Origin of the sequence: Streptomyces javensis, assembly GCF_039525925.1 — a bacterium.
GTDB lineage: Bacteria > Actinomycetota > Actinomycetes > Streptomycetales > Streptomycetaceae > Streptomyces > Streptomyces asiaticus.
Genome location: NZ_BAAAIF010000057.1, coordinates 35,649 through 57,951, shown reverse-complemented (window position 1 = coordinate 57,951; position 22,303 = coordinate 35,649). Strand labels below are relative to the sequence as shown.

Below are 22,303 nucleotides of genomic sequence, written 5' to 3'. Positions count from 1 at the left end.
TGGGGAGGAGCGGCACGATGACCGTCACAGAGACTGACAGGATCGAGATGGCCGACAGCGATGCCCGCAGCCTGGATGAGATGTTCGACCGGCTGGAGCGGTTCCAGGTCCCCGAGGGCTACAAGGTCGAGGTTGTCAGGGGGGCCGTCTTCATGTCGCCGCAGCGGGACGTCCATTGGTACATCATCCGTAGGATCGTGCGGGCTCTCGAAGATCGCTTCGGGATGAACGTGAACGTGCTGTCGGACGTCCGCATCGACTTCCCCGGGTACATGAACGGCTTCTGCCCGGATGTCGTCAAGGTCGCGCAGGGTGCCGAGAAGACCCCGCAGGGCCGTTGGTGCTGTGAGGACATCGAATTCGTCGCCGAGGTGATCTCAAGGGATACGGCGGCGAACGACTACGGTCCCAAGAAGGCGGCCTATGCCCAGGCCGGGGTCCCTGTCTATCTGATCGCTGACCCGTACACGGGGAAGTGCCGCCTTCACACCGAGCCCAAGGACGGCGCGTACCACGTCGAGAGCACCATCGACTTCGGCGTGCCGGTCGACCTGACCGGCACGGTCGTCGACCTCACCCTCGCCACCGACGAGTTCCCCCGCGACTGACCCGCCGCGTTCGAGCCGCCGTGGCACGACCAAACCCTCCGGCGTACGGACAGACCTGTCCGTACGCCGGAGGGCGGGGCGCGCCGTATGCGGGCGGCGCGCCAGGTGTGGGGGGTGACGCGATGCGGGGCTCAGCCGTTGGCGAGCGCCTGCAACCGGTCCATGGCGCCGTTGAACTTGTTGTGGTCGCCGACCGTCGGGCCGGTGGAGGTGTACTGCCAGATGGTGTGGAAGCCCCAGCCGGCCGGAAGCTCGCCGACGGACGAGCCGTAGCGCGGGATCCACAGCGGGTTGACGCCACCGAAGGCGGCGGAGTTGCCCGTGCAGGTCTTCCACCAGCTGGTGGAGGTGTAGATCACCGGATCGCGGCCGGTGCGCGACTTGTAGGTGCTGCTGAAGGACTTGATCCAGTTGACCATCGCACTGGCGCTCAGCCCGTAGCAGGTCGCGCCGTAGGGGTTGTACTCCATGTCGAGCGCGCCCGGCAGGGTCTTGCCGTCCTTGGACCAGCCGCCGCCGTGGTCGACGAAGTAGTTGGCCTGTGCGGCACCGGTCGAGTTGTCCGGCAGGGCGAAGTGGTACGCGCCGCGGATCATGCCGACGTTGTACGAGCCGTTGTACTGCTGGGCGAAGTACGGGTTGGTGTAGCTGGTGCCCTCGGTCGCCTTGACGTAGGCGAACCGGACGCCGCTGCTCCACAGCGTCGACCAGCTGACATTGCCCTGGTGGCTGCTGACGTCCACGCCCTCGACGGTGGCGAGCAGCCCCGTCGGCGCCTCACCGGTCGTGGATCCGCCCTCGTGCTTGGCTATCTGGGAACCCGCCCAGTCGTCCTCGGGATGCGGGATGGCCTTGTCGCCCCGCCCCTGGGCGGCGAACGCCGAACCGGGCAGTGCGAGGGTCACGGCGAGGAGAGCGGCGAGAATACCGATCAGCGCACTGAGGGCGCGTCGGGCCGAACCAGGTCTGTGCACAGGCATGGCGTTGCCTCCGAAACCTCGGTGGGGGGAGCTCCGATTGGAATGACCATGTCAGGAGTTGACGCTACGGGCGTAGATAGGCCGACGGAAGGGGGAGAGTGTGATGCCGTTGGTCTAATCCTGCGAAATACTGGTGGAGCTGCGGTAACAGCCGCGCGTGGTAGAAACTTTCACGAAGTGAAAACCCGGAGAGGGCTCTGACGTGCACAACAACGGGGCGTTGCCCCCTGAGCGGGGTGAGGGGGGCACCATGGGCGGCATTGGTGTGGACCGTGCATTCCTGGCTCTGGAGCGCGAATTGGCGGTTTTCCTCCGCAGAGCCCGTGCCGCTTCGGGGGAATTGGCCCGGGAGGTCCACCCGGAGCTCGAATCCGCCGCCTATGGACTGCTGATGCGGCTGGAGGACGCCGGTCCGCAGCGCGCCACCGAGCTCGCCGGCTTCGTGGGCGTAGGAAAGGCCACGATGAGCCGTCAGCTCCGGGCGCTCGAGGGGCTGGGACTGGTGACGCGGACGCCCGATCCGGCCGACGGCCGTGCCTTCCTGGTGGAGTTGACCGAGGAGGGCCGCAGCCGCTTCCGTGCCGTGCGTGGCGCACGGCGGGCGCGGTATGCGCGCCGCCTCGCCGCGTGGGAGCGCAGCGAGGTCGCCGAACTCGCCAGGCTGCTGCACCGGTTGAACGCGGAGCAGGAGGCCGACGACCGCGGTCAGACGGCGCGCGCGGCGCAGGAGTAGGGCGCTCATACACGTCAGGATCGGCGACCCGCGCGCATCCGGCGACGCGGATGTGGCAACCGCGCTACCCGCCCCCGCTGCCCGCCCCGGAAAGGGCGGCCCCTGCGGTCACGGCTCCACGAAGACCACGGCCGCGTCGTCATGGGTCTTGCCCCGGGGGAAGGCCGTACGGTCCGGATCGGCGTGCTCGGCCGCCCGCACCCGGTCGATCAGCGCCTGTGGGCCCTCCTTGCGCAGCAGCGCGAAGCACTCGGTCCAGTCGCCCTCGCCGAACCTCTCCACCCAGCGCGACGCCCCGTCGGTGAGCGCCGCCAGCGCCCGCACCTCGCCGCGCGGGAGCTCCCCGGTGACCGCCTTACCGGAGACGGCGGGGTCGGCGGCGGCGGTGAAGAAGCCGTCCGCCGCGTTGCGCAGCGGGGCGAGCCGCCGGCCCTCGGCCCGCAGCCGGTCGATGCGGTCGTCCAGGACCGGGGTCACTCCGTCATGGGTCCGCTCGATGAGCAACACCGAGTCGGACAGCACCAGATACTCGATCCGCTCGGTGTTCCAGCGCGCCGTGACCACGGTTGCCTGGGGTGTGAGCGGGTGAGAAAGGTCACATGTTGAACTATGGGCGGCGGCGGTCCGGGCGATCGCCTCGGAGAGGCACAGTGTCAGTGGCATATCCCGCCGCGAACCGGACAGTTCGAGCAGCGATCCGCCGAGCCGCGCGGTGAACCAGTCCACGCTGTGGACGCATCCGTCCCCTCCCTCGGGCGGGGTCACCCCGTCCAGCACCACGAGCGCACCGCCGCTCCCCGAGGCCGGGAGGGCTACCGAGGCGTAGTCCTCGTTGGGATATTGCTGATCGCCGGGGGCGGTCGCGAGTTCGATGCGCATTCCCTCAGTCTGCCGGAGCCCTGTCGATCACCGCGGTGGCGAGGGCCGGACCGGGTGTTGGTCCGTACCAAATCCGTCGCCGGTTTCTCCGCTGCCTGATTGGGGCGGGATTGACACTTCTGGGAAGCTGCGGGTGGGCATCTTCTCAGGGCGCCGAGGTCTTTACCAATCCGCGCAAGGTGGCGGGAAGGTATGGCCGCGAGCCAAAGTTGGTGGTCAACTACGCAATACGGTTCACTCGTTCGGGTGGCCGGGCGGGTGATGCGTACCTGCCCCAGACCCGTCCTGAAAGGGTCGGAATCCCTACCAGAGGTGGGGAAACACAATTGTTGATCCGTCGTCACCTCTGTCCACGTCAGCGGTCGGGCGAGAATGGATTGTGAGCACCGGTGCGGAAGAAACGGCTTCGGGGCACCACGCGCGATGCGGTCGGCGAGCCACGCCAGGATGAGGCGACGCCGCGACGCCGCACCGTACGCGTCCGTCGTCGGCTCACCACGTCCGTCGTCCTCGTCTCCGCCGCCGTCCTCGGGGCCGGAGCGCCCGCCGTTCTGCTGGCCCTCGACGACACCACCGACGCCCAGCACCTCGTCGACCTCGCGGAGACCAACCGCTCCACGGTGACCCTCGCCCACGCCCTCGCCGACGAGCGCGACGCCATGACCCGCTATGTCGCCGACGGCCGCACCTCCGCCTCCGGCCACGGGGTCTCCGAGGAGATGCGCGCCCGGGTCGACCGCCGGGTCCGGGAGGTGCGCGGGGACGTCCCGGACTCCGTCCGGCGGCGCCTGGACGCCCTCCCCGAGCTGCGGCAGGAGGCGCTGACCGGCAAGGGTTCCGCCATCGATGTCTTCACCGCCTACACCCGCACCGTGCAAGCGTTGAATGGAATCACCGACACCCTCGCCCGCCGGCTCCCGGCCGACGCCGAGTCCGGCGGCACCGCCGCGCTGGCCCCGCTCGGCCGCGCGGTGGAGGAGGCGTCCGCCACCCGCGGACTGCTGCTGGCCGCGCTCGACGCGGGCGGCGGCCAGCCCACGCTGGTCTCGGCCGCCCAGCGGACCAACGTCCGCGAGCAGTCGGCGCTCGACGACTTCGAGCAGCTGGCCCCCGCCACCATGCGCGAGGCCTACCGGCGCACCGTCAACGGCGCCGAGGTCGACTCCGCCGAGCGCTACCTCGCCCGGCTCACCGACCAGAGCCGCCTCGCGGGCAATGACTTCTTCCTCCAGAAGGACCGCGTCGAGGCCGCCCTGAACGCCCGGATCGACCAGATGCGCGGCACGCAGTCCTCGCTGGCCTCCGCCGAGGCGGCCCAGCTCGCGCGGGTGCGGGACGACGAGGTCACCGACCTGGAGCTGCGCATCGGCATCGTCGGCGCCGCCCTGCTGGTCGCCCTCGGCGCCGGAGTGCACAGCGCCCGCTCGATGACCCGGCCGCTGGCCGCGCTGCGGCTCGGCGCCCGGCGGGTCGCGGCTGATCCGGCGGCCGAGGAGCCGGTGGCGTTCAAGGGCCGCGACGACGAGTTCGCGGACGCCGTACGGGCCGTCAACGAACTGCACGCCAAGGCCACCCAGACGTACGAGCGGGTCGCCGAGCTCGAGCGCGAGCGCACCCGGCTCGTCGGTGAGCGGCAGCGGCTGGCCGACGAGCGGGACGGGCTGCGCGCCGAGCGGGACGCGGTCGCCACCCGGCTGGAGGGGCTGCGGGCCCGGGTTCACGGCAGCTTCGTCAGCCTCGCGCTGCGCTCGCTGGGCCTGATCGAGCGCCAGCTCGCCATCATCGAGTCCCTGGAGGAGCGGGAGCAGGACCCCGACCGCCTCGAGACGCTCTTCCAGCTCGACCACCTGGCCACCGGGATGCGCCGCTACGGCGAGAACCTGCTGGTGATCGCGGGCTCCGAGCAGAAGGCCACCCATCCGGGGCCGGTGCCGCTGCTGGATGTGCTGCGCGCCTCGATCAGCGAGGTCGAGCGGTACGACCGGGTGCAGATCCAGGCGCTGCCGCCACATGCCCAGGTCGCGGGGTTCGCCGCGGACAGCGTCAGCCACCTGATCGCCGAGCTCCTGGAGAACGCGACATCGTTTTCTCCGCCGGACGCGGCGGTCCAGATCTCCGGCTGGCTGCTGGAGACCGGCGAGGTCATGCTCTCCGTCCAGGACGAGGGCATCGGCATGACGCCCGAGCGGTTCATCGAGCTGAACAACCGGCTCGCGGACCCCGTGCCGGAGTACTGCCAGGGCCCCCAGCCGGAGGACCCGCTGGGCCTCGGGCTGTACGTGGTGACCCGGCTCGCGGCGCGCCACGGCATCCGGGTGCAGCTGCGCGAGCAGCAGCCGGGCGGGGTGGCGGCCGTGGTCGTCCTCCCGACGAAGATCCTTCCCTCCGGTCCGCCCGGCGCCGGGCTGCCGCCCGTCCCGCCGGTGGGCGCGGACGCGACGTTCGGCGCCACCGGGCCGTCGTCCTTCCCGGGCTTCCCGGGCTCGGAGGCCGAGGCCAACTCGAACGCGCTGCCGGGGCAGGCCCGTTCGGTCACGCGCGGCCAAGAGGGTGGGGCGGGGGCCGGTGCGGAGCCGATCGCTCCGCCCGTGGAGCCGGTGCCGCAGCAGGACTCGGTGCCGCAGCCGGACCCGGTGCCCCAGGCCGCCGGGCCGGGGCCCGAGGACGAGCCCCGTCCCGAGTCCGAGCCCGTCGACGCCGCCGCAGAACCGGAGCCGAGCGCCCCCTGGGCCGTCCCCGGTGAGCGGTGGGGGCTGACGGGGGACACCGGCCGCGACTACCCCATGGAGCCCACGCCGCCGCGCGGCCATCCGGCCCCGGAAGGCGCCGGTGCGCTGCCCGCCCTGCCCAAGCGCGTCCCCAAGCTGGCCCAGGCCGACGGGCCGGACGGCGCCCGGCCCGGCGCGGACGACAAGGCCCCGGCGCCTCAGCCCGAGGAGCCGGAGGTCCCGGCCGTCGAGCAGACGATGGAGCTGATGCTCCGCCGGCTGCGCGAGAGCCAAGGGGGCCCCGAGGACCGCGATGACCGCTCGGACCGTACGGATCCCGACGGCGGCGAACGCCGTGAGGACCGCGAGGACCGTGCGGGTCGCGAGGACCGTGCGGACCGTGCGGGTCGCGACGTACGTGCGGACGCCGCGGGCCGCGCGGACGCCGACCGCCGCGACGACCGCGCGGACCCCGACGACCACGCGGACCGCGAGTGGTACCTCGGCGGCCACGGCATACGCCCGGTCGGCGCGGCCGCCTGGGGCCCGGCCCACGGCGGTCCGGCCCACGGCGGTCCGGCCAACCGCGCCCCGGCGTCGTACGACGGCCCGGAGGACAGCGTCCCGTCGCCGCCCGGCGGCAGGACGGCGGAGGGTGGTGAGCGGGCAGGCGGCGGTGAGCCGTCCGCCGATCCGTACGCCATCGGCCCCGACCAGCACGCCCGCCCGGACGACGAGCCGGTGCGCACCGACAAGGGGCTTCCCAAGCGCCGACCGCGGAACGTGGCGCTCCGGGAGCCTGATCCACGGGAGCGGACCGGCTCGGTGAACGCGGAGGAACTGCGGCGCCGGCTCGGAGGCTTCCAGCGCGGTGCCCGCGAGGGACACCGCGACGCCGCCGCCGAGATCGCCGCCCACGGCGAGCCCGCTCGGGGGCACGGGGGAACAGCAGGGCAAACGGGGGCGCAGAACGAGGGTGGCACGGTTGAGGAGGCACGCGGGTGAATGCGCCCAGTAGTACCTACGGGTTGAGTCGCGAGGCCCGTAATCTGCACTGGTTGCTGGCGAACCTGGTCGAGGAGGTGCCGGGCGTCCGTTCGGTCGTGGTCGTCTCGACCGACGGGCTGATGCTGCTCTCCTCCGACACACGGCACCACGCCGCGGCCGCGTCGGGCGATCCGTCGGTGCAGGACGGCCCCAAGGGCTCCAGCGCGGATCTCGCGACGATCGTCTCGGGGCTCGGCAGCCTCACGCTCGGCGCGGCGAAGCTGATGGACGCCGGCAGTGTCAAACAGACGATGGTGGCGATGGACGAGGGCAGTCTGTTCGTCATGTCGATAAGCGACGGTTCGCTGCTGGGAGTGCACGCCACCCCCGACTGCGACATGACCGTCGTCGCCTATCACATGGCGCTGTTCGTGGGCCGGGCCGGGCATGTGCTCACCCCGGAACTCCGCAATGAACTACGCAGGTCGCTGGAGCACGCACAGTGACGGCCGCCGGGTCCGGCCGACCCGCCCGTAAACCCGCTCGCGTACGTCCGTACTCACTCACCGGTGGCCGCACCCGCTCCGGCCATGTGCTGCTGGTGGAGACCTTCGTCGCCGCGCTGGAGTCTCCGGACGGACGGCTCGACCTGGCCCCCAGCGGGTTGAACTCCCGGATGCTGCCGGAGATCCGGGCGATCATCGAACTGTGCGGCAGGATGCGCTCCGTCGCGGAGGTCTCCGCGATGCTCAAGATCCCACTCGGTGTGGTGCGCGTCCTGCTCAGCGACCTGGCCGACCAGGGAAAGATCCGCGTCTACGGCACCGGGCGGGGCCCCGGCCAGCCGGACCGCGCGTTGCTCGAAAGGGTGCTCAGTGGACTTCGCAGGCTCTGAGACGATCACGGCGACCCCGCCGGCGACGTCGGAGATACCCGGGGCCGGGATACCCGGGGCCGAGGAGGTGCTCCAGAGGTGGCAGACGGACCGCTCCCGCGCGCCGATCGCCACCAAGATAGTGATAGCGGGAGGCTTCGGCGTCGGTAAGACGACCTTCGTCGGCGCGGTCTCGGAGATCACTCCGCTTCAGACCGAAGCACTGATGACGCGGGCCAGCGAGAGCGTGGACGACCTCGAGGCGACGCCCGAGAAGCTGACCACCACCGTCGCGATGGACTTCGGCCGGATCACGCTCGAGAACGATCTGGTGCTGTATCTCTTCGGCACCCCCGGCCAGCAGCGCTTCTGGTTCATGTGGGACGACCTGATGCGCGGGGCCATCGGCGCGGTGGTGATGGTCGACACCCGGCGCCTGGACGAGAGCTTCCCGGCGCTGGACTACTTCGAGAGCCTCGGACTGCCGTATGTGGTGGCGGTCAACCACTTCGAGGGGACTCCGCTCTACCAGGCCGAGGACGTACGGGACGCACTCTCGGTGGCGTCCTCCGTCCCCGTGGTGATGATGGACGCCCGGCGCCGGATCGCGGTCGTGGACGCGCTGCTTGCGCTGGTGAGGCACGCCGTTGACGTGTCACCCGAATGACGTAACCTCTGCTCCGCCCGTGGGATGGAATGCTCCGTTCCTCTTTCCGGCCCGAGCATGAGGGAGAGTCGACAGCCATGCGGAAGATACTCATCGTGGGTGCCGGTCAATCCGGCCTCCAACTCGCTCTCGGCCTACAGTCCCAGGGTTACGAGCTCACGCTGATGTCCAACCGGACGGCCGATGAGATCCGCGGCGGGCGGGTGATGTCCACCCAGTGCATGTTCCGCACCGCGCTGGGCCACGAGCGCGACCTGGGGCTCAACTTCTGGGAGGAGCGGGCGCCGCGGGTCGAGGGCCTCGGGGTCTCGGTCGCCGGGCCGCCGGCTCCCGGGGGCCATCCGCGGGTCATCGACTGGGTCGGCCGGCTGGACGGTTACGCCCAGTCCGTCGACCAGCGGATCAAGATGGCCGGCTGGATGGAGACGTTCGAACAGCGCGGCGGCCAGGTGGTCATCCACGGCGCCGCCGTCTCCGACCTGGACGTCCTCGACAGGAAGTACGACCTGGTGCTGGTGGCCGCGGGCAAGGGCGAACTGGTCTCGCTCTTCGACCGGGACGCCGCCCGCTCCCCGTACGACACCCCGCGGCGCGCCCTCGCGGTCGCCTATGTGCACGGCCTCGGCCCGCGCCCCGAGCACCCGGACGTCGACGCGGTGCGCTGCAACCTCGTGCCCGGCGTCGGCGAGCTCTTCGTGATGCCCGCGCTCACCAACAGCGGCCGCGCCGACATCCTCTTCTGGGAGGCCGTCCCGGACGGTCCGGCCGACGCGTTCCAGGGCATCACCGACCCCTCGGAGCACCTGGAGCGCGTCCTGGAGCTGATGGAACACTTCACGCCCTGGGAGTACGCGCGCGCCACGAAGGTCGAGCTGACGGACGCGGGCGGCACGCTGTCCGGGCGGTACGCGCCGACCGTACGCCACCCGGTCGGGCGGCTGCCGGGCGGCGGCCTGGTGCTGGGCGTGGCCGATGTCGTGGTGGCCAACGACCCGATCACCGGCCAGGGCTCCAACTCCGCGGCCAAGTGCGCGGCGGCCTATCTGGAGAGCATCCTCGAGCGCGGCGACCGGCCGTTCGACGAGGAGTGGATGCGGACGACGTTCGACCGCTACTGGGAGAGCGCGCGGCACGTCACCAAGTGGACCAACGCGATGCTGGCCCCGCCGCCGGAGCACATCGTGAACCTCCTCGGCGCGGGGTCCGCCTTCCCCGCCGTCGCCCACCGCATCGCCAATGGCTTCGACGACCCCTCCGACTTCGAGAACTTCTTCTACGAGCCGGAGAAGACGGCCGCCTATCTGGACCAGGTCAGGGAAGAGGCGGAGGCAGCCGAGGCTGCGGCCGCAGCAGCCGAGTCCGCTGAAACCGAGTCCGCTGAAGCCGAGGCCGAGACCGCCGAGGTGGACGCCCAGACTCCTGAAGCCGTCTGGTCCTTCCGCTGACACCGGCCGCCACCGGAGCCCTCACCGCTTCTTGGCCACCCTGACCGGGCCGGGGCGCACCACGCCCTGGAGCGGATTGGAGGCGAGCGGGGAGAGCTTCACCCGCTGGCCGGGGCGCGGCGCCTGGACCACCTGGCCGTTGCCCGCGTACATCGCCACATGGCTCGCCCCCTTGTAGTAGATCACCAGATCGCCGGGGCGCAACTGACTGAGCGGCACCCGTGGCAGCTGGCGCCACTGCTCCTGGCTGGTGCGCGGGATGGTCCGCCCGGCATACGCCCAGGCGGAGGAGGTCAGCCCCGAGCAGTCGAAGGAGTTCGGCCCCTCGGCGCCCCAGACGTAGGGCTTGCCGATCTGGTTCAGGGCGTAGGCGAGCGCGCGCCGTCCGGCCTCCGCGGACGCCATGCCGGGGCGGCGGCCGGGGGACTGGTGGGGGCGGGGGCCGGGCTCGGTGACGGTGGCCACCGGGGAGGGGGTGCCCGCCGCCGGGGTGTCCCGGCGGTTTCCGGGAGCCGGGGCGCCGCCGTCCGCGCCACCGCTCGTCCCGCCGCCCGTGCCCCCGTTCGTGCCGCCGTTCGTGCCGCCGTTCGTGGTGGCGGGCGGGCCCGCGGCGCCGTTCGCGGCGCCGTTCGTGGAGCCGAGCGCGCCCGAGGCGAGCAGTTCGCGCTGGGCCTTCGCGGTCTCCTGGCGCTCGCGCTGGGCCACCTGGGCGATCTGGCGGGTGCTGAGCGCCGCCAGCAGCTTCTCGATGGAGCGGAGCTGCTTCTTCACCTTGTCCCGCTGTTTCTTCCGCTTCGCCGCCAGGGACAGCTGTTTGTCCAGCGCGCTCCGCGCCCGGGTGGCGATGGTGTCGGCGCGCCGCTCGCCCTTGGTCAGCCGGTGGATCAGGGCGGCCTCGCGACCGGCCGCCCGGCCCAGCTCCCGCGCCTCGTCGGCGGCGTTCTCCGGATGCGGGGTGAGCAGGGTCAGCAGGAAACTGTAGGAGGAGAGCGCGCTGTGGCCCTGGTACTGCCGACGGGCCAGCCGTCCCGCGTCGTCGTGGCTGTCGGCGAGCTCCGTACGGGCGTGGACGAGCTGGGCCGTGAGCTCCCTGGTCCTGGTGCGCTGCTTGTGCAGCTTCTCCTCGGTCCCGTTGTACGCCTCCGTCGCCTCCTCGGCCTTCCGGTACAGCGTCTTGAGCTGCGTCAGCAGCTCGGACACGGACCGGTCGGCGGGGCGGGCGGGGGCGGCCGCCGCCTTGGCCGCCGGAACGGCGGGCACCAGCGCGGCGGCGGCGGTGATCGCCGCCGCGCAGACCGAGCCCACGATCCGTCCTGACACGTGATCACCTCCGGCTCCGAGACGCCTCTGTTCGGCGTCCAGCTCAGCAGGGATCGTGGCATGACGTTCGTATCTTCAGGAGAATTGTGGGCGAGTCGGGCGAATACGGTCACCCGTCCGGCGGGCGGTCGGCTCGGCCCGGCCCGGGGTCAGTTCGGCCCGGCACTCACTTCGGCTTGGACCACGGCCACTTCGGCCCGCCGCCCGGCTTTCCCTCCGGGTCGTACTCATAGGCCCAGCCCCGGACCAGGCCCAGCCGCTTGGAAGTGGCGGCGGGAACCCTGCGGTAGACATACACCGTCGGCGGTCCGCCCGCCTCGTCCTCCACCGGCACCTCGTAGGTCTTCGGCGGCTGACCCGTGAGGCCGACCAGCACCGGCAGCACCCGGCCGTCCAGCGGCCCGCCCACGAAGGGCGTCTCCTCGCTTCTCACGCCACGACCGTACGTCCCACGACGACCGTACGTCTCACCGCGGCCGTACGTCCCACGTCGACGTTCGCCCCACCACGACCGTTCGCCCCACCACGACCGTTCGCCCCACCACGACTGTTCGCCCCACCACGACCGCACGCCCCACCGGCCGCGCTCGTCACAGCAGATGCGACGCCTCGCCCAGCGCGGGCACCACGCGGCGCGCCAGCCGCCCGACCGTCCCCTCCGCGGGCTCCATCCTGACCGCGGCCTTCATCACCCGGGCCGTCTGCGGGTCGGTGGCCGCGGTGGCGGTCAGCATCGCCACGAACTGGTCCACCAGCCAGTCGCGCAGCTCCTCCAGCGACGGCCGCTTCTCCTCGTCCAGCCAGATCAACGAGGCCGCCTCGACGGCCGTGATCCAGGTGCGCACCATCATCCGCAGCCGCGCACCGGGCTCCTTGACCGCCAGGTGGAGCAGGATCTCCTCGGCCGCCGCCCGCCGCACCTCGTCGACGATCGCGTTCGTGCGCGAGGTCTCCGCCACGCTGCCGCTCTGCAACAGCGCGCTGAACCCCGCGTCGTGCTCGTCCACGAAGCCCAGGTAGCGGTCCAGCACCCGGCTCAGCCGGGCGCTGAGCGGACCGCTCCTGGGCTCCTCGAAGCACCGTTCCAGCTCATCGGCGGCGCTGCGCAGCGCCGCCTCGTACAACTGCTGCTTACCGCCCGGGAAGTAGCGGTAGACCAGCGGCCGGGAGGCCCCGGCGGCCGAGGCCACATCGTCCAGCGACACGTCCTCGGGCGCGCGGTGGGCGAAGAGGTCGAGCGCGGCGGTGAGGAGTTCGGCGCGCCGCGCCTCGACGCTCAGCCTGCGGTAGCTGCCCCGGCGCACGGCCGGTGGGCTCGCGGTGGCCGGGGGTTCGGCCGCCGGGCGCGCGGCGGCACTCGCCTCCGCCGGGGGTGTCGCCTCCGGGGGCGCCGGAGCGGTGCCGCTGCCTGTCGTCATGCCTGGCAGCGTAACCGCCCATCGTTACGAAGCGGATGCCCCCTTCGGCCCGACCCGAACGGGCCCTTGGGCCCGGCCCGAACACGCCCTTGGGTCCGGCGGCCCAATGCCCCTTGGTCCGGGCGGGGAGGGGAACAGCCCGCCGCGGGCGGCCCCTAGGCCAGCAGCCCCGAACTCTTCCAGAGTCGACGCCCCACGCCCCGCATCACTCCGACGTCATCGAGGAATTCGGTGAGCTTGCGGGCGCCGCTGCGCATCACCTCGCGCCGATGGGCGCTGGCCCGCACTTGAGCGACGGCCGCGCGGCGGTCGAGTCCCACGTCCGTGTACACCTTGGGGTTGATGAACGCCTGCGAGAAGACCCGCGAGAACTCCCCGGAGCCGATCCGGGTCAGCTCCGCCTCCCAGCGCGGCGCCCGCAGCATCTGGCGGCGCAGCTCCTCGCGCGCGTACCGCACATGGCGGGCCTCCTCGACCACATGGATCCGGGTCACCCCGCGGATCAGCGGCTGAACGCGCTCGTCCGGGAAGGTCAGCCGCTGCATCCAGTCCAGGATCTCCTCGCCGAGGAGGGTCGCGGTGAACGAACCGGGCGTGGTGGAGAAGGTCTTGAAGATCCGGCCCAGGTTGTGGTGGAGCGGGGCGACCGGATACGCCGGGGTGCCGCCCTTGGTGATCAGCCGCGCGAACATCTTGGAGTGGCGGCACTCATCGGCGATCTCGGTGAGCGCGTACCGCACATGGGCGCTGGTCGCGGGCTTGTCGTAGATATGCCGGGTGAGCAGCTGGATCAGGATGATCTCGAACCATATGCCCAGGGAGGCCAGGGCCGCCGCCTCGTGCTGGGACAGCAGCAGCCGCTGCTCCTCCGGCATCCGGCGCCACATGGGGGTGTCGTAGAGCGACACCAGCTCCGGTGGCCAGAACCACTTGCCGGGCTCGAAGGGCGCGTCCCAGTCCAGTTCGGTGTCGGGGTCGAAGGAGTGCTTGGCCGAGGACTGGAGCAGCCGCTCCGCGACCCGTTCGCGGTCCTTGATCAGCCCGAGCGCGTCCCGGAGCGCGGGTGGTTCGGTCACGGTGGACATCGTCGAGGGCACCTCACTGATGGCTCGGACGGGCGCCGGTGGGAACGGTTACCGGCGGATACCTCTTATGAGACTCCGTGTCAGCAAGGCCGTCAATCCCTTGGGGAGGTCTTATTGACCGCCGAGTAACGGACGTGTGAGCCTGCCGAGTACGCATCCGTTCACGGGGGAGCGAGGCGAAGGAGGCGTCGGTGGCGACGCATGAGCTCTACGCGATGGATCCCGGAGACCCCCTCTGGCAGGTGCCCGCCGGCGGCGCCGCCCGGTTCAGCTGGGAGTACGACGACCACCGGGCCCGGCTGCTCGCCCTCTACCAGAAGGGCAAGGACAAGCAGTGGGACGCGGTCAAGCGGATCGACTGGGGCCTGGATGTGGACCCGTACGATCCGCTGGGCACCCCCGATGAGTCGCTCGCCCTCCACGGCACCCGCCACTGGGACCGGATGACCGACCGCGACAAGGGTGAATTGCGCCATCATGTCGCCGCCTGGCAGTTCAGCCAGTTCCTCCACGGCGAACAGGGCGCGATGGTGTGCGCGGCCCGGATCGTGGAGGCCGCCCCCGACCTCGACGCCAAGTTCTACTCCGCGACCCAGACCATGGACGAGGCGCGCCACGCCGAGCTCTACGGCCGCTTCCTGCACGACAAGCTCGGCACGGTCTACCCCATCAACACCGATCTGCGGGCCCTGCTCGGCGACACCCTCCGCGACTCCCGCTGGGACATGGCCTACCTGGGCATGCAGGTGCTCATCGAGGGCCTCGCGCTCGCCGCGTTCGGCCTCATCCGCGACACCACCGACAAGCCGCTGCCCCAGCAGATCCTCGCCTACGTCATGCAGGACGAGGCCCGCCATGTGGCCTTCGGCCGGATGGCGCTGCGCGACTACTACCGGCAGCTGAGCGATGCGGAACTGCGCGAGCGCGAGGAATTCGTCATCGAGGGCTGCTACTTGATGCGCGACCGGCTGCGCGGCGTGGAGGTCCTGGAGAACTTCGGCATCCCGAAGGCCGAGGCCGAGGAGTACTGCGAGCAGTCGCAGTTCCTGCACATGTTCCGCAAGCTGCTCTTCAGCCGGATCGTGCCGTGTGTGAAGGACATCGGGCTGTGGGGCGAGCGGCTCCAGCGGGCGTATGTCGACATGGGCGTGCTGGAGCTGGGCGACAGCAACCTCGACCTGCTGATGAACCAGGACGAGGAGCTGGCCGAGCGGCTGGACCAGCAGCGCTTCGCGGCGGAGGAGGCGGCGCGCACGGGCGAGGTGGACGAGGCGATCGCGGAGGGCGCGGCCGGGGCGTGAGGACACGGGGGAGGCCGCTCTCCGAGGTGACGTCCCCTCAACCTCGCCCCCACGCACCGATCTTGGTAGATTCATGATCACCGCCAGCGGAGAAGGCCGAGGTCATTGGGGTGACCTCGGTCCGATGGCATTCATATGCGTTCATATGAAGGAACGGCCGAAGGGTGCTCTCCACGGCGGTGGGGGGCACACCTTTGTTCCGGCGTTCCGGAGGATGATGGTGGGGTGCGGATTCGAACGAGCACCAGTGAAGAACTCCCCGTCCTCCAGGACATAGAGCGCGCCGCCGGACTCTGCTTCCGGGACATCGGAATGGACGAAGTCGCCGATGACGAGCCCCTGAGTCTGGAAGAGCTGAGCCGCTACCAGCGGGCCGGACGGGCCTGGGTCGCGGTGGACGACGCCGACCGGGCGATGGCGTACCTGATCACCGACCCCGTCGACGGAAACATCCACATCGAGCAGATCTCGGTCCACCCCGACAGCGCCCGCCGTGGCGTGGGACGGGCCCTGATCGACCACATCGCGACGCGGGCCGCGGGCGACGGCGTCCCCGCGCTCACCCTGACCACCTTCGTGGACGTGGCCTGGAACGCCCCGTACTACGCCGCGCGATGCGGCTTCCGGGCCCTGACCGAGGCCGAGCTGACCCCCGGCCTCCGCCGGATCCGGCTCAGCGAGGCCGGTCATGGGCTGGACCGCTGGCCACGGGTGTGCATGCGCAGGGACGTGGGCTAGCCGGTACGCGGACATGGCGCGGGCCTGGGCCCGGCAGGGGAACGACCCCTCCGCCCGGCACGGGCGCCCCCGGGGCGGCTCAGGCCCCGCCTACACACACAGCTCCGCCACCGTCCGCCCGAACGCCCGCAACCGCGCGGTCTCGTCCGCCCGTCGCCACACCAGGCCGAGCATCGAGTCCGGCACCCCCTCGACCGCTACGAAGGTGATGTCCCGGCGGCGGTGGTACTCCGCCGTCGGGGCGCACAGCAGCATCCCGCCCCGGCCCGCCGCGACCGCCGCCAGCCCCTCCTGGAGCGTGTGCACCAGCGGCCCGCGGGGGATGGGCCGCCCGCCGGGGGTGGCGGCGGGCGCCATCGCGTCGTGCCAGTAGGGCGGCGCGGGGGCGGACGGGCCGATCAGCGGGCAGTCGGCCAGCGCCTCGGCGTCCACCCGGCCGCGGCCCGCGAACGGATGGCGGGCCGGGACCACCACGGTCTGCGGCTGCTTGGAGAAGACCGGGCCGAGGACCAGATCGGGCTCGGCCACCGGCAGGCAGACGATCGCGGCGTCCACCTCACCGGCCCGCACCGCGCCGAACGGATCGGCCAGCGGGATCTCCACTGTCGTCGGTTCACAGCCGGGGTGGCGCTCCCGGAAGGCCGCGATGGCCGCGGTCACCCGTTCGTCGGCGGCCCCCTGGAACCCGATCCGCAGCACGCCGTCCACCCCGCGCGCCGCTCCGCGGGCACTCTCGAAGGCCCCGTACAGCGCCTCGTAGGCGGGCCGGAGCTCGGCCAGGAACCGCTCGCCGAGCGGGGTCAGCCGCGCCCGGCGGCTGGTGCGCTCCAGCAGCCGGGCGCCGATCCGGCGCTCCAGGTTCCGCAGCAGCTGGCTCACCCGGCTCTGCGAGACGTACAACCGCTCCGCCGCGCGGCCGAAGTGCAGCTCCTCGCTCAGCACGAGGAAGCACTCCAGCTCGCGGATGTCCAACCCGGCCATGGGCAATGGCCTCCCACCGACGCCGATTGATGAGCCTCGCTCATGGAAGGCTGAAAACTTCGGCGTTGTTCCCGCAGGGGCACAGCTGTTCGCTAAAGGCATGTCCAATAGCACGGAACTCACCGCTCCGGCAGGCACATCCGGGTCACCTCCGTTGGGGCGCTCGCCGTTCAGAGCCCGGTTCAGGGCCCGGTTCAGAGCCCGGCTCAGGGCCTGGCTCGCCGTCGTCGCCGTCGCGGTCGGCACCTTCGCGGTGGTCACCACCGAGATGCTGCCGGTCGGCCTGCTCACCTCGATCGGCTCCGCGCTCGGGGTCTCGGACGGTACGGCGGGGCTGGCCATGACCGTGCCCGGCCTGGTCGCCGCGCTCGCCGCCCCGCTGCTCACCGTCACCGTCGGCCGCTACGACCGGCGGCTGGTGCTGTGCGGTCTGATGGTGCTGCTGGCCGTCGCCAATCTGCTCTCCGCGCTGGCGCCCGGCTTCGCCGTCCTGCTGTTCGCCCGGGTGCTGGTCGGGGCGAGCATCGGCGGGGTGTGGTCGATCGCGGGCGGGCTCGCGGTGCGGCTGGTGCCCGAGCGCTCCGCGGGCCACGCCACCACGCTGATCTTCAGCGGTATCGCGGTGGCCTCGGTGCTCGGGGTGCCGATCGGGACGCTCATCGGCGATCTGGTCCACTGGCGGGTCGCGTTCGCCGCCTTCGCCGCGCTGTCGCTGGCCGTGGCCGCCGCCATGGCCGTCACCCTGCCGCCGCTGCCCGCCACCGGGACCATCCGGCTGCGCGAGGTGCCGGGCCTGTTCCGCGACGTCCGGCTGCGGACCGGCCTCATCACCACCCTGCTGCTGGTCACCGGCCACTTCGGCGCGTACACCTACGTCCGCCCGGTGCTCGAGGACGTCGCCGGGGTCGGGACGGGCCTGATCAGCACGCTGCTGCTGGTGTACGGCGTGGCAGGCATCGCCGGGAACTTCCTGGCCGGCGCCACCGCCCACCGTGATCCGCGCCGCACCCTCATGGTCATCTTCACCCTGCTGGCGGCGGCCGAGCTGCTGGTCCCGGTCGCCGGGGCCACGACGGCGGGGGCGGCCGTACTGCTGCTGGTGTGGGGCCTGGCGTACGGCGGGGTGTCGGTGACCTGCCAGACCTGGGTGCTGTACGCGGCGCCGGACGCGCGGGAGGCGGCGTCGGCGCTGTACGTCGGCGTCTTCAACGTGGCGATATCGCTGGGCGCGCTGCTCGGCGGCCGGGCGGCGGACGGGATCGCGGTCCCGAGCGTCATGTGGTTCGGGGGCGCGCTGGTGGTCCTCGCCCTGGCGAACGTGGTGCTGTTCGGCAGACGGAGGTGAATTCCGGCAGACGGAGGTGAGGGGGCCGTCGGGAGGCCGTCGGGAGGCCGTCGGGAGTACGGAGGTCATCGAGGGCCACGTCAAGCCATGTGGACCCGGCGAGCAGGTGAGACCCTGAAACCAGGGGACTCGTCGGCGGGAGTGGGTCCGATGGCAGTGAGCATGCACGTGGTCTGGAGCAAGTGCGAGCCGGGACGCGTCATCTACGAGACGCACTCGATCGAGACGGTCACCGACGGCTCGGGCGTCCACGCGACCGTCGACAGCCATACGTATGAGATCTCCCTCCGCAGCCGGGCCCAGGCGGAGTCCATCGCGGACGAGGAGGGCTTCGAGCTGTACCGGAAGGGCGAGGCGTGGGAGAGCCTGCCCGAGGAGGAGGGGCTTTCGGAGGAGGGCCTCTCCGAGGAGGACGAATGAGTAAGGAGCGGCGCCCAGAGCGCCGCTCCTTACATGCCGCTTTACGTGCCCCTTTACCCGCCGCTTTTTACGTCATGCTCCGCCGGGCCCTCCCGCTGGGGGCCCGGACTCACTCCTCGCCGTCGCCGTCGCTGTCGCCGTGCCCCAGCAGGAAGTCCACATCCCGCCGCTCGGTGCCCGCCGCGCCGCCGACCGTGATCTGGCGGGTCGCCGGGGCGTAGCCGCTGGCCACCACCGTGTAGTGGTCGCCGGTGAGGGCCTCGAAGCCGAAGGATCCGTCCGCACCGGTGATGACCTGGCCGACCACGTCCCCGTAGGCGTCCAGCAGCGAGACCCGCGCGTCCCCGAGGGCTCGGCCGCCCCGGTCCCGTACGGTGCCCCGGACCCGGGCCGCGGGCGGCAGCTCGGCGTCCACGCGCACCGGCTCACCGGCGGTGAGCTCGACCTGAGTGGCGTACGGCCGGTGCCCGGCGGCGGCCACGGTCAGGGCGTACGTCCCCGGGGCCAGCTCCGGCAGCGCGAACTCGCCCTTCTCGTCAGCGGTCACCGACCCCGCCACCTCGCCCTCGGGCCCGGTGGCGGTGGCGGTCGCACCGGCCAGCGGCTCGCCGCCGACGGCCCGTACGGAACCGGTCAGCCCGCCCCCGCCGGACAGCCGCAGATCGCAGACGACCGGCAGATCCGAGACCAGCAGCGTGGCGGCCTGCGGCTGATGCCCGGCGGCCGAGCCGATGAGGACGACGCTCGCGGCGTCGGGCGCGGGCAGGTGGTACCGGCCGTCGCGACCGGTGACCGTACGGCCGAGCTGACGGCCGCCCGTGTCGATGAGGGTGATGGCGGCGTCGGCGAGCGGGGTGTCGCCGGGGCCGAGGACACGGCCGTGGATGACGCCCGCGGTGAGGTCGGGGAGATCGTCGACGACCTCGGCGACCGCCCCCGCGGCGGCAACGGCGACCGGAACACCAGCCGGAACGGAATCCACCGAAGGACCGGAGTCGGCCACCACCGAAGAACCGGAGTCGGCCACCGAAGAATCGGAGTCGGCCACCGGAGCCGAAGTGGCCACGGGGCCCGAGCCCGTGGCCCGCTTGGCCCGCTGCCGCCCGGGCAGGCAGAGGGCGATCAGCAGACCGACGACCGAGGCGGCGCACGCCACCAGGAACGAGATCTTGAACCCGTCCTTGCTCGGCAGCGCCATCCCACCGAAGTCGATGGTCTGGTGCGCCAGGATCACGCCCACCACCGCGCTGGAGGTGGACATGCCGATGGACCGCATGAGGGTGTTGAGCCCGTTCGCCGCACCCGTCTCGGCGGCGGGCACGGCGCTGACGATCAGGGTGGGCATCGCCGAGTACGCGATACCGATACCGACGCCGAGCGCGGTGGAGAGCACCACGATCTGCCAGATGTGGTCGATCATGACGAGCCCCGCGCCGTACGTCGCGCCGATGACGAACAGCCCGAGGACCAGCGACACCTTCGGCCCGCGCGCGGCGTTGATCCGCGCGGACAGCGGGGAGACCAGCATCATCGCGACGCCCATGGGGGCGAAGTAGAGCCCGGCCATGACCATCGACTGGCCCAGGCCGTACCCGGTGGCCTCCGGCAGCTGGAGCAGCTGCGGCAGGATCAGCGACATCGCGTAGAACGAGAAGCCGACCATGATCGAGGTGAGGTTGGTCAGCAGCACCTGGCGCCGCGCCGTGGTCCGCAGATCGACCAGCGGCTCGGTGGTACGGAGCTCGAAGACGCCCCAGAGCAGCAGGATCACCACGGCCGCGCCGAACAGCCCGAGCGTGGTGCCGCTCGTCCACCCCCAGTCACCGCCCTTGGTGATGGGCAGCAGCAGACAGACGAGCCCGGCCGTCAGCCCGAGCGCGCCGATGGCGTCGAAGCGGCTGGGGGTGCGGACGGAGGACTCCGGGACGATGGCGAGCACGAGGGCGATGGATATCGCGCCCAGCCCCGCGGCCCCGTAGAAGAGCGCATGCCAGTTGGTGTGCTGCGCCACGAACGCGGCGGCGGGCAGTCCCAGCGCGCCGCCGATGCCGAGCGACGAGCTCATCAGGGCCATCGCCGAGCCGAGCTTGTGCGGCGGGAGCTCGTCCCGCATGACGCTGATGCCGAGCGGAATGGCCCCCATGGCCCCGCCCTGGATGGCCCGGCCGATCACCATCACGACCAGGTCGGAGGTGACGGCGCAGGTCAGCGAGCCGATGACCATCAGCGCGAGCGCGACCATCAGCATCCGGCGCTTGCCGAACATGTCCCCGAGCCGCCCCATCACGGGCGTGGAGACGGCACCGGCTAGGAGGGTGGCGGTGACCACCCAGGACGCGTTGGAGCTGGTGGTGTGCAGCAGCTGGGGCAGCTCGGCGACCAGCGGAACGACCAGCGTCTGCATGACGGACACGGCGATGCCGCAGAACGCGAGCACCGCCACGAAGCCGCCGCCGACCTCCCGCGGGAGCGGCGTGCCGGTCGGCGCGGCGCTCAGAGGTTCCGCGACGCGAGGTGGGGCTGACTGGGGCATGCGAATGCCGCCTCCAAAGAAAGTTCAGGAGATTGATGGAAGCACGAGAGATGTGCATCCTACACAGGGTGTGTATCGTGCACACTTCCATTGAGGGGCGCGGGGGAGGCGAGGAGGAATCGTGCTGGATCGTCGGCTGGAGCGACTGGAACGCGAGCTGATGCTGGTGGCCAGGTGCTCGGTCCTGACCCCCCGCGAACGCAAGGGCCAGGGACCGGACCCCCAGACCCCCACGGCGCGGCCAACGACGCGGCCGGACACTGGCACGACCCCCGGCGCCGAACCGTGCGCCCCCGAACCGTGCACCCCCGAACCGTGCACCCCCACCCGCCTGGACCGCTCCGGCTATCTGCTCCTCTCCCGCCTGGACGCGGAGGGCGCGATGACCATCGGCCAGCTGGCCGACGCGTTGCAGCTGGACGTCTCGACCGTCAACCGCCAGACCGGCGCCCTGCTCCGGGCCGGCCTCGTCGAACGCATCCCGGACCCGGAGGGCGGCCTGGCCCGCAAGCTCCGCGTCACCCCGCGGGGCGCCGATCGCATGGCGGCGGAACGGACGTGCCGGCAGACCGACCTGTCCCGGCTCCTGGAGTCGTGGACCCCGGAGGACGTGGCCCGCTTCGAGGACGTCCTGACCCGCTTCAACCGCGAGGTGGAACGCCAGGAGGGCCGGGCCTGGCCACGGGAGCCGGACGAGGCGGCCCGCACGGCGGAATGAGGGCGCGGCGGAGGACGTTGCGAGAACAGCGGGCATGACGCCCGTCACACGAGGGAACCACGCCCCGGAACGACACACCGAGGAGGCCAGGAAGAAATGCCCACCCCCGCTTCCCACCCCAAGACCACCGGCACCAGCGGCGGACACCGCGTGGACGTGGAGCGCGGCGCGCAGCACGTCACGGTCACGATCGACGGCCGCGTCGTGGCGGAGTCGACCCGCCCCCTGCTCGTCCACGAGACCGGTCTCCCGGTCCGCTACTACCTCCCCCCGGAGGACGTGGACCTGACCCTCTTCGAGCCGACCGAGACCCACACCGTCTGCCCCTTCAAGGGCGAGGCCGCGTACTGGACCTACCGCGGCCCGGCGGGCGAGGGCACGGAACCGCGCCCGGACGTGGTGTGGGCGTACCCGCAGCCGATCGAGAAGGTGTCGGAGATCAAGGACCATCTGTCGTTCTACGACGAGGTGGCGAAGATCGACGTAGCCGAGTAGAAGAGCACGGAGTAAAAGAGCACGGAACCGTCCGAACAAGAACCCCACCCGGGACATCACCCAGTCAG

Annotated in this window: 21 protein-coding genes; 13 read left to right on the top strand and 8 right to left on the bottom strand. The window is 71.6% G+C overall.

Going from position 1 to position 22,303, the window contains the following annotated elements; genetic code table 11:
• The first annotated feature begins 17 nt into the window (after positions 1-17).
• Positions 18-608: a Uma2 family endonuclease gene (locus ABD329_RS35435; RefSeq protein ID WP_198278590.1), complete on the top strand. Its 591-nt coding sequence runs from the start codon at positions 18-20 to the stop codon at positions 606-608.
• A 131-nt stretch (positions 609-739) separates the two neighbouring features.
• On the opposite strand, the gene ABD329_RS35430 is transcribed toward ABD329_RS35435, so the two are convergent.
• Positions 740-1,588 (bottom strand): lysozyme, encoded by an 849-nt coding sequence (locus ABD329_RS35430; protein ID WP_198278589.1) that lies wholly within the window; start codon positions 1,586-1,588, stop codon positions 740-742.
• 250 nt (positions 1,589-1,838) lie between these two features.
• On the opposite strand from ABD329_RS35430, the gene ABD329_RS35425 reads away from it, so the two are divergent.
• Positions 1,839-2,321, top strand: coding sequence for a MarR family winged helix-turn-helix transcriptional regulator (locus ABD329_RS35425; RefSeq protein WP_198278588.1), 483 nt, complete (start codon positions 1,839-1,841; stop codon positions 2,319-2,321).
• 108 nt (positions 2,322-2,429) lie between these two features.
• Here the strand turns inward: ABD329_RS35425 and ABD329_RS35420 are convergent, their stop codons facing one another.
• The gene (locus tag ABD329_RS35420; RefSeq protein ID WP_198278587.1) at positions 2,430-3,200 is read right to left on the bottom strand and encodes a protein phosphatase 2C domain-containing protein; all 771 of its coding nucleotides are present in this window, start codon (positions 3,198-3,200) and stop codon (positions 2,430-2,432) included.
• A gap of 389 nt (positions 3,201-3,589) precedes the next feature.
• Here ABD329_RS35420 and ABD329_RS35415 point away from each other — a divergent pair, with 389 nt between their 5' ends.
• The 5 genes from ABD329_RS35415 to ABD329_RS35395 all read left to right on the top strand — a co-directional run bounded on the left by ABD329_RS35415 (position 3,590) and on the right by ABD329_RS35395 (position 9,881).
• Positions 3,590-6,913, top strand: a complete 3,324-nt coding sequence (locus tag ABD329_RS35415; RefSeq protein WP_198278586.1) for a nitrate- and nitrite sensing domain-containing protein — start codon at positions 3,590-3,592, stop codon at positions 6,911-6,913.
• Positions 6,910-7,401 (top strand): roadblock/LC7 domain-containing protein, encoded by a 492-nt coding sequence (locus ABD329_RS35410; RefSeq protein ID WP_198278585.1) that lies wholly within the window; start codon positions 6,910-6,912, stop codon positions 7,399-7,401. The genes ABD329_RS35415 and ABD329_RS35410 overlap by 4 nt, the downstream gene beginning before the upstream one ends.
• The gene (locus tag ABD329_RS35405) at positions 7,398-7,790 is read left to right on the top strand and encodes a DUF742 domain-containing protein (protein WP_198278584.1); all 393 of its coding nucleotides are present in this window, start codon (positions 7,398-7,400) and stop codon (positions 7,788-7,790) included. The genes ABD329_RS35410 and ABD329_RS35405 overlap by 4 nt, the downstream gene beginning before the upstream one ends.
• Positions 7,771-8,436 (top strand): GTP-binding protein, encoded by a 666-nt coding sequence (locus ABD329_RS35400; RefSeq protein ID WP_425574419.1) that lies wholly within the window; start codon positions 7,771-7,773, stop codon positions 8,434-8,436. Before ABD329_RS35405 ends, ABD329_RS35400 begins: the two co-directional genes overlap by 20 nt.
• Positions 8,437-8,513: 77 nt before the next feature.
• The gene (locus tag ABD329_RS35395; protein WP_246618646.1) at positions 8,514-9,881 is read left to right on the top strand and encodes a styrene monooxygenase/indole monooxygenase family protein; all 1,368 of its coding nucleotides are present in this window, start codon (positions 8,514-8,516) and stop codon (positions 9,879-9,881) included.
• Positions 9,882-9,902: 21 nt separating this feature from the next.
• Here ABD329_RS35395 and ABD329_RS35390 read toward each other — a convergent pair whose 3' ends face one another.
• The 4 genes from ABD329_RS35390 to ABD329_RS35375 form a co-directional block, all read right to left on the bottom strand.
• Complete coding sequence (locus ABD329_RS35390; RefSeq protein ID WP_344317425.1) at positions 9,903-11,201, bottom strand: C40 family peptidase; 1,299 nt, start codon at positions 11,199-11,201, stop codon at positions 9,903-9,905.
• 166 nt (positions 11,202-11,367) lie between these two features.
• Positions 11,368-11,634: a hypothetical protein gene (locus ABD329_RS35385; RefSeq protein WP_198281050.1), complete on the bottom strand. Its 267-nt coding sequence runs from the start codon at positions 11,632-11,634 to the stop codon at positions 11,368-11,370.
• A 157-nt stretch (positions 11,635-11,791) separates the two neighbouring features.
• Positions 11,792-12,619: a TetR/AcrR family transcriptional regulator gene (locus tag ABD329_RS35380; protein ID WP_246619029.1), complete on the bottom strand. Its 828-nt coding sequence runs from the start codon at positions 12,617-12,619 to the stop codon at positions 11,792-11,794.
• A gap of 155 nt (positions 12,620-12,774) precedes the next feature.
• Entirely contained in the window at positions 12,775-13,704 is a 930-nt protein-coding gene (locus tag ABD329_RS35375; RefSeq protein ID WP_198281051.1) for an AurF N-oxygenase family protein, read from the bottom strand.
• A gap of 191 nt (positions 13,705-13,895) precedes the next feature.
• On the opposite strand from ABD329_RS35375, the gene ABD329_RS35370 reads away from it, so the two are divergent.
• Complete coding sequence (locus tag ABD329_RS35370; protein WP_198281052.1) at positions 13,896-15,005, top strand: ferritin-like domain-containing protein; 1,110 nt, start codon at positions 13,896-13,898, stop codon at positions 15,003-15,005.
• Positions 15,006-15,230: 225 nt separating this feature from the next.
• Positions 15,231-15,743 carry a GNAT family N-acetyltransferase gene (locus tag ABD329_RS35365; RefSeq protein WP_198281053.1) on the top strand — a complete coding sequence of 171 codons (513 nt, stop codon included), beginning with the start codon at positions 15,231-15,233 and terminating at the stop codon, positions 15,741-15,743.
• A gap of 90 nt (positions 15,744-15,833) precedes the next feature.
• On the opposite strand, the gene ABD329_RS35360 is transcribed toward ABD329_RS35365, so the two are convergent.
• Positions 15,834-16,724: a LysR family transcriptional regulator gene (locus ABD329_RS35360; protein WP_344317424.1), complete on the bottom strand. Its 891-nt coding sequence runs from the start codon at positions 16,722-16,724 to the stop codon at positions 15,834-15,836.
• A gap of 100 nt (positions 16,725-16,824) precedes the next feature.
• Between ABD329_RS35360 and ABD329_RS35355 the strand changes: the two genes are divergently transcribed.
• Positions 16,825-18,069, top strand: a complete 1,245-nt coding sequence (locus tag ABD329_RS35355) for an MFS transporter (RefSeq protein WP_198281251.1) — start codon at positions 16,825-16,827, stop codon at positions 18,067-18,069.
• Between the two features lie 150 nt (positions 18,070-18,219).
• The gene (locus ABD329_RS35350; protein ID WP_198281252.1) at positions 18,220-18,489 is read left to right on the top strand and encodes a hypothetical protein; all 270 of its coding nucleotides are present in this window, start codon (positions 18,220-18,222) and stop codon (positions 18,487-18,489) included.
• Positions 18,490-18,598: 109 nt separating this feature from the next.
• Here the strand turns inward: ABD329_RS35350 and ABD329_RS35345 are convergent, their stop codons facing one another.
• Complete coding sequence (locus ABD329_RS35345; RefSeq protein ID WP_198281253.1) at positions 18,599-21,022, bottom strand: MFS transporter; 2,424 nt, start codon at positions 21,020-21,022, stop codon at positions 18,599-18,601.
• A 121-nt stretch (positions 21,023-21,143) separates the two neighbouring features.
• Here ABD329_RS35345 and ABD329_RS35340 point away from each other — a divergent pair, with 121 nt between their 5' ends.
• Both ABD329_RS35340 and ABD329_RS35335 read left to right on the top strand, forming a co-directional pair.
• Positions 21,144-21,740, top strand: coding sequence for a MarR family winged helix-turn-helix transcriptional regulator (locus ABD329_RS35340; RefSeq protein WP_344317422.1), 597 nt, complete (start codon positions 21,144-21,146; stop codon positions 21,738-21,740).
• A 96-nt stretch (positions 21,741-21,836) separates the two neighbouring features.
• Positions 21,837-22,235, top strand: a complete 399-nt coding sequence (locus tag ABD329_RS35335; protein WP_344317421.1) for a DUF427 domain-containing protein — start codon at positions 21,837-21,839, stop codon at positions 22,233-22,235.
• Positions 22,236-22,303: the final 68 nt, after the last annotated feature.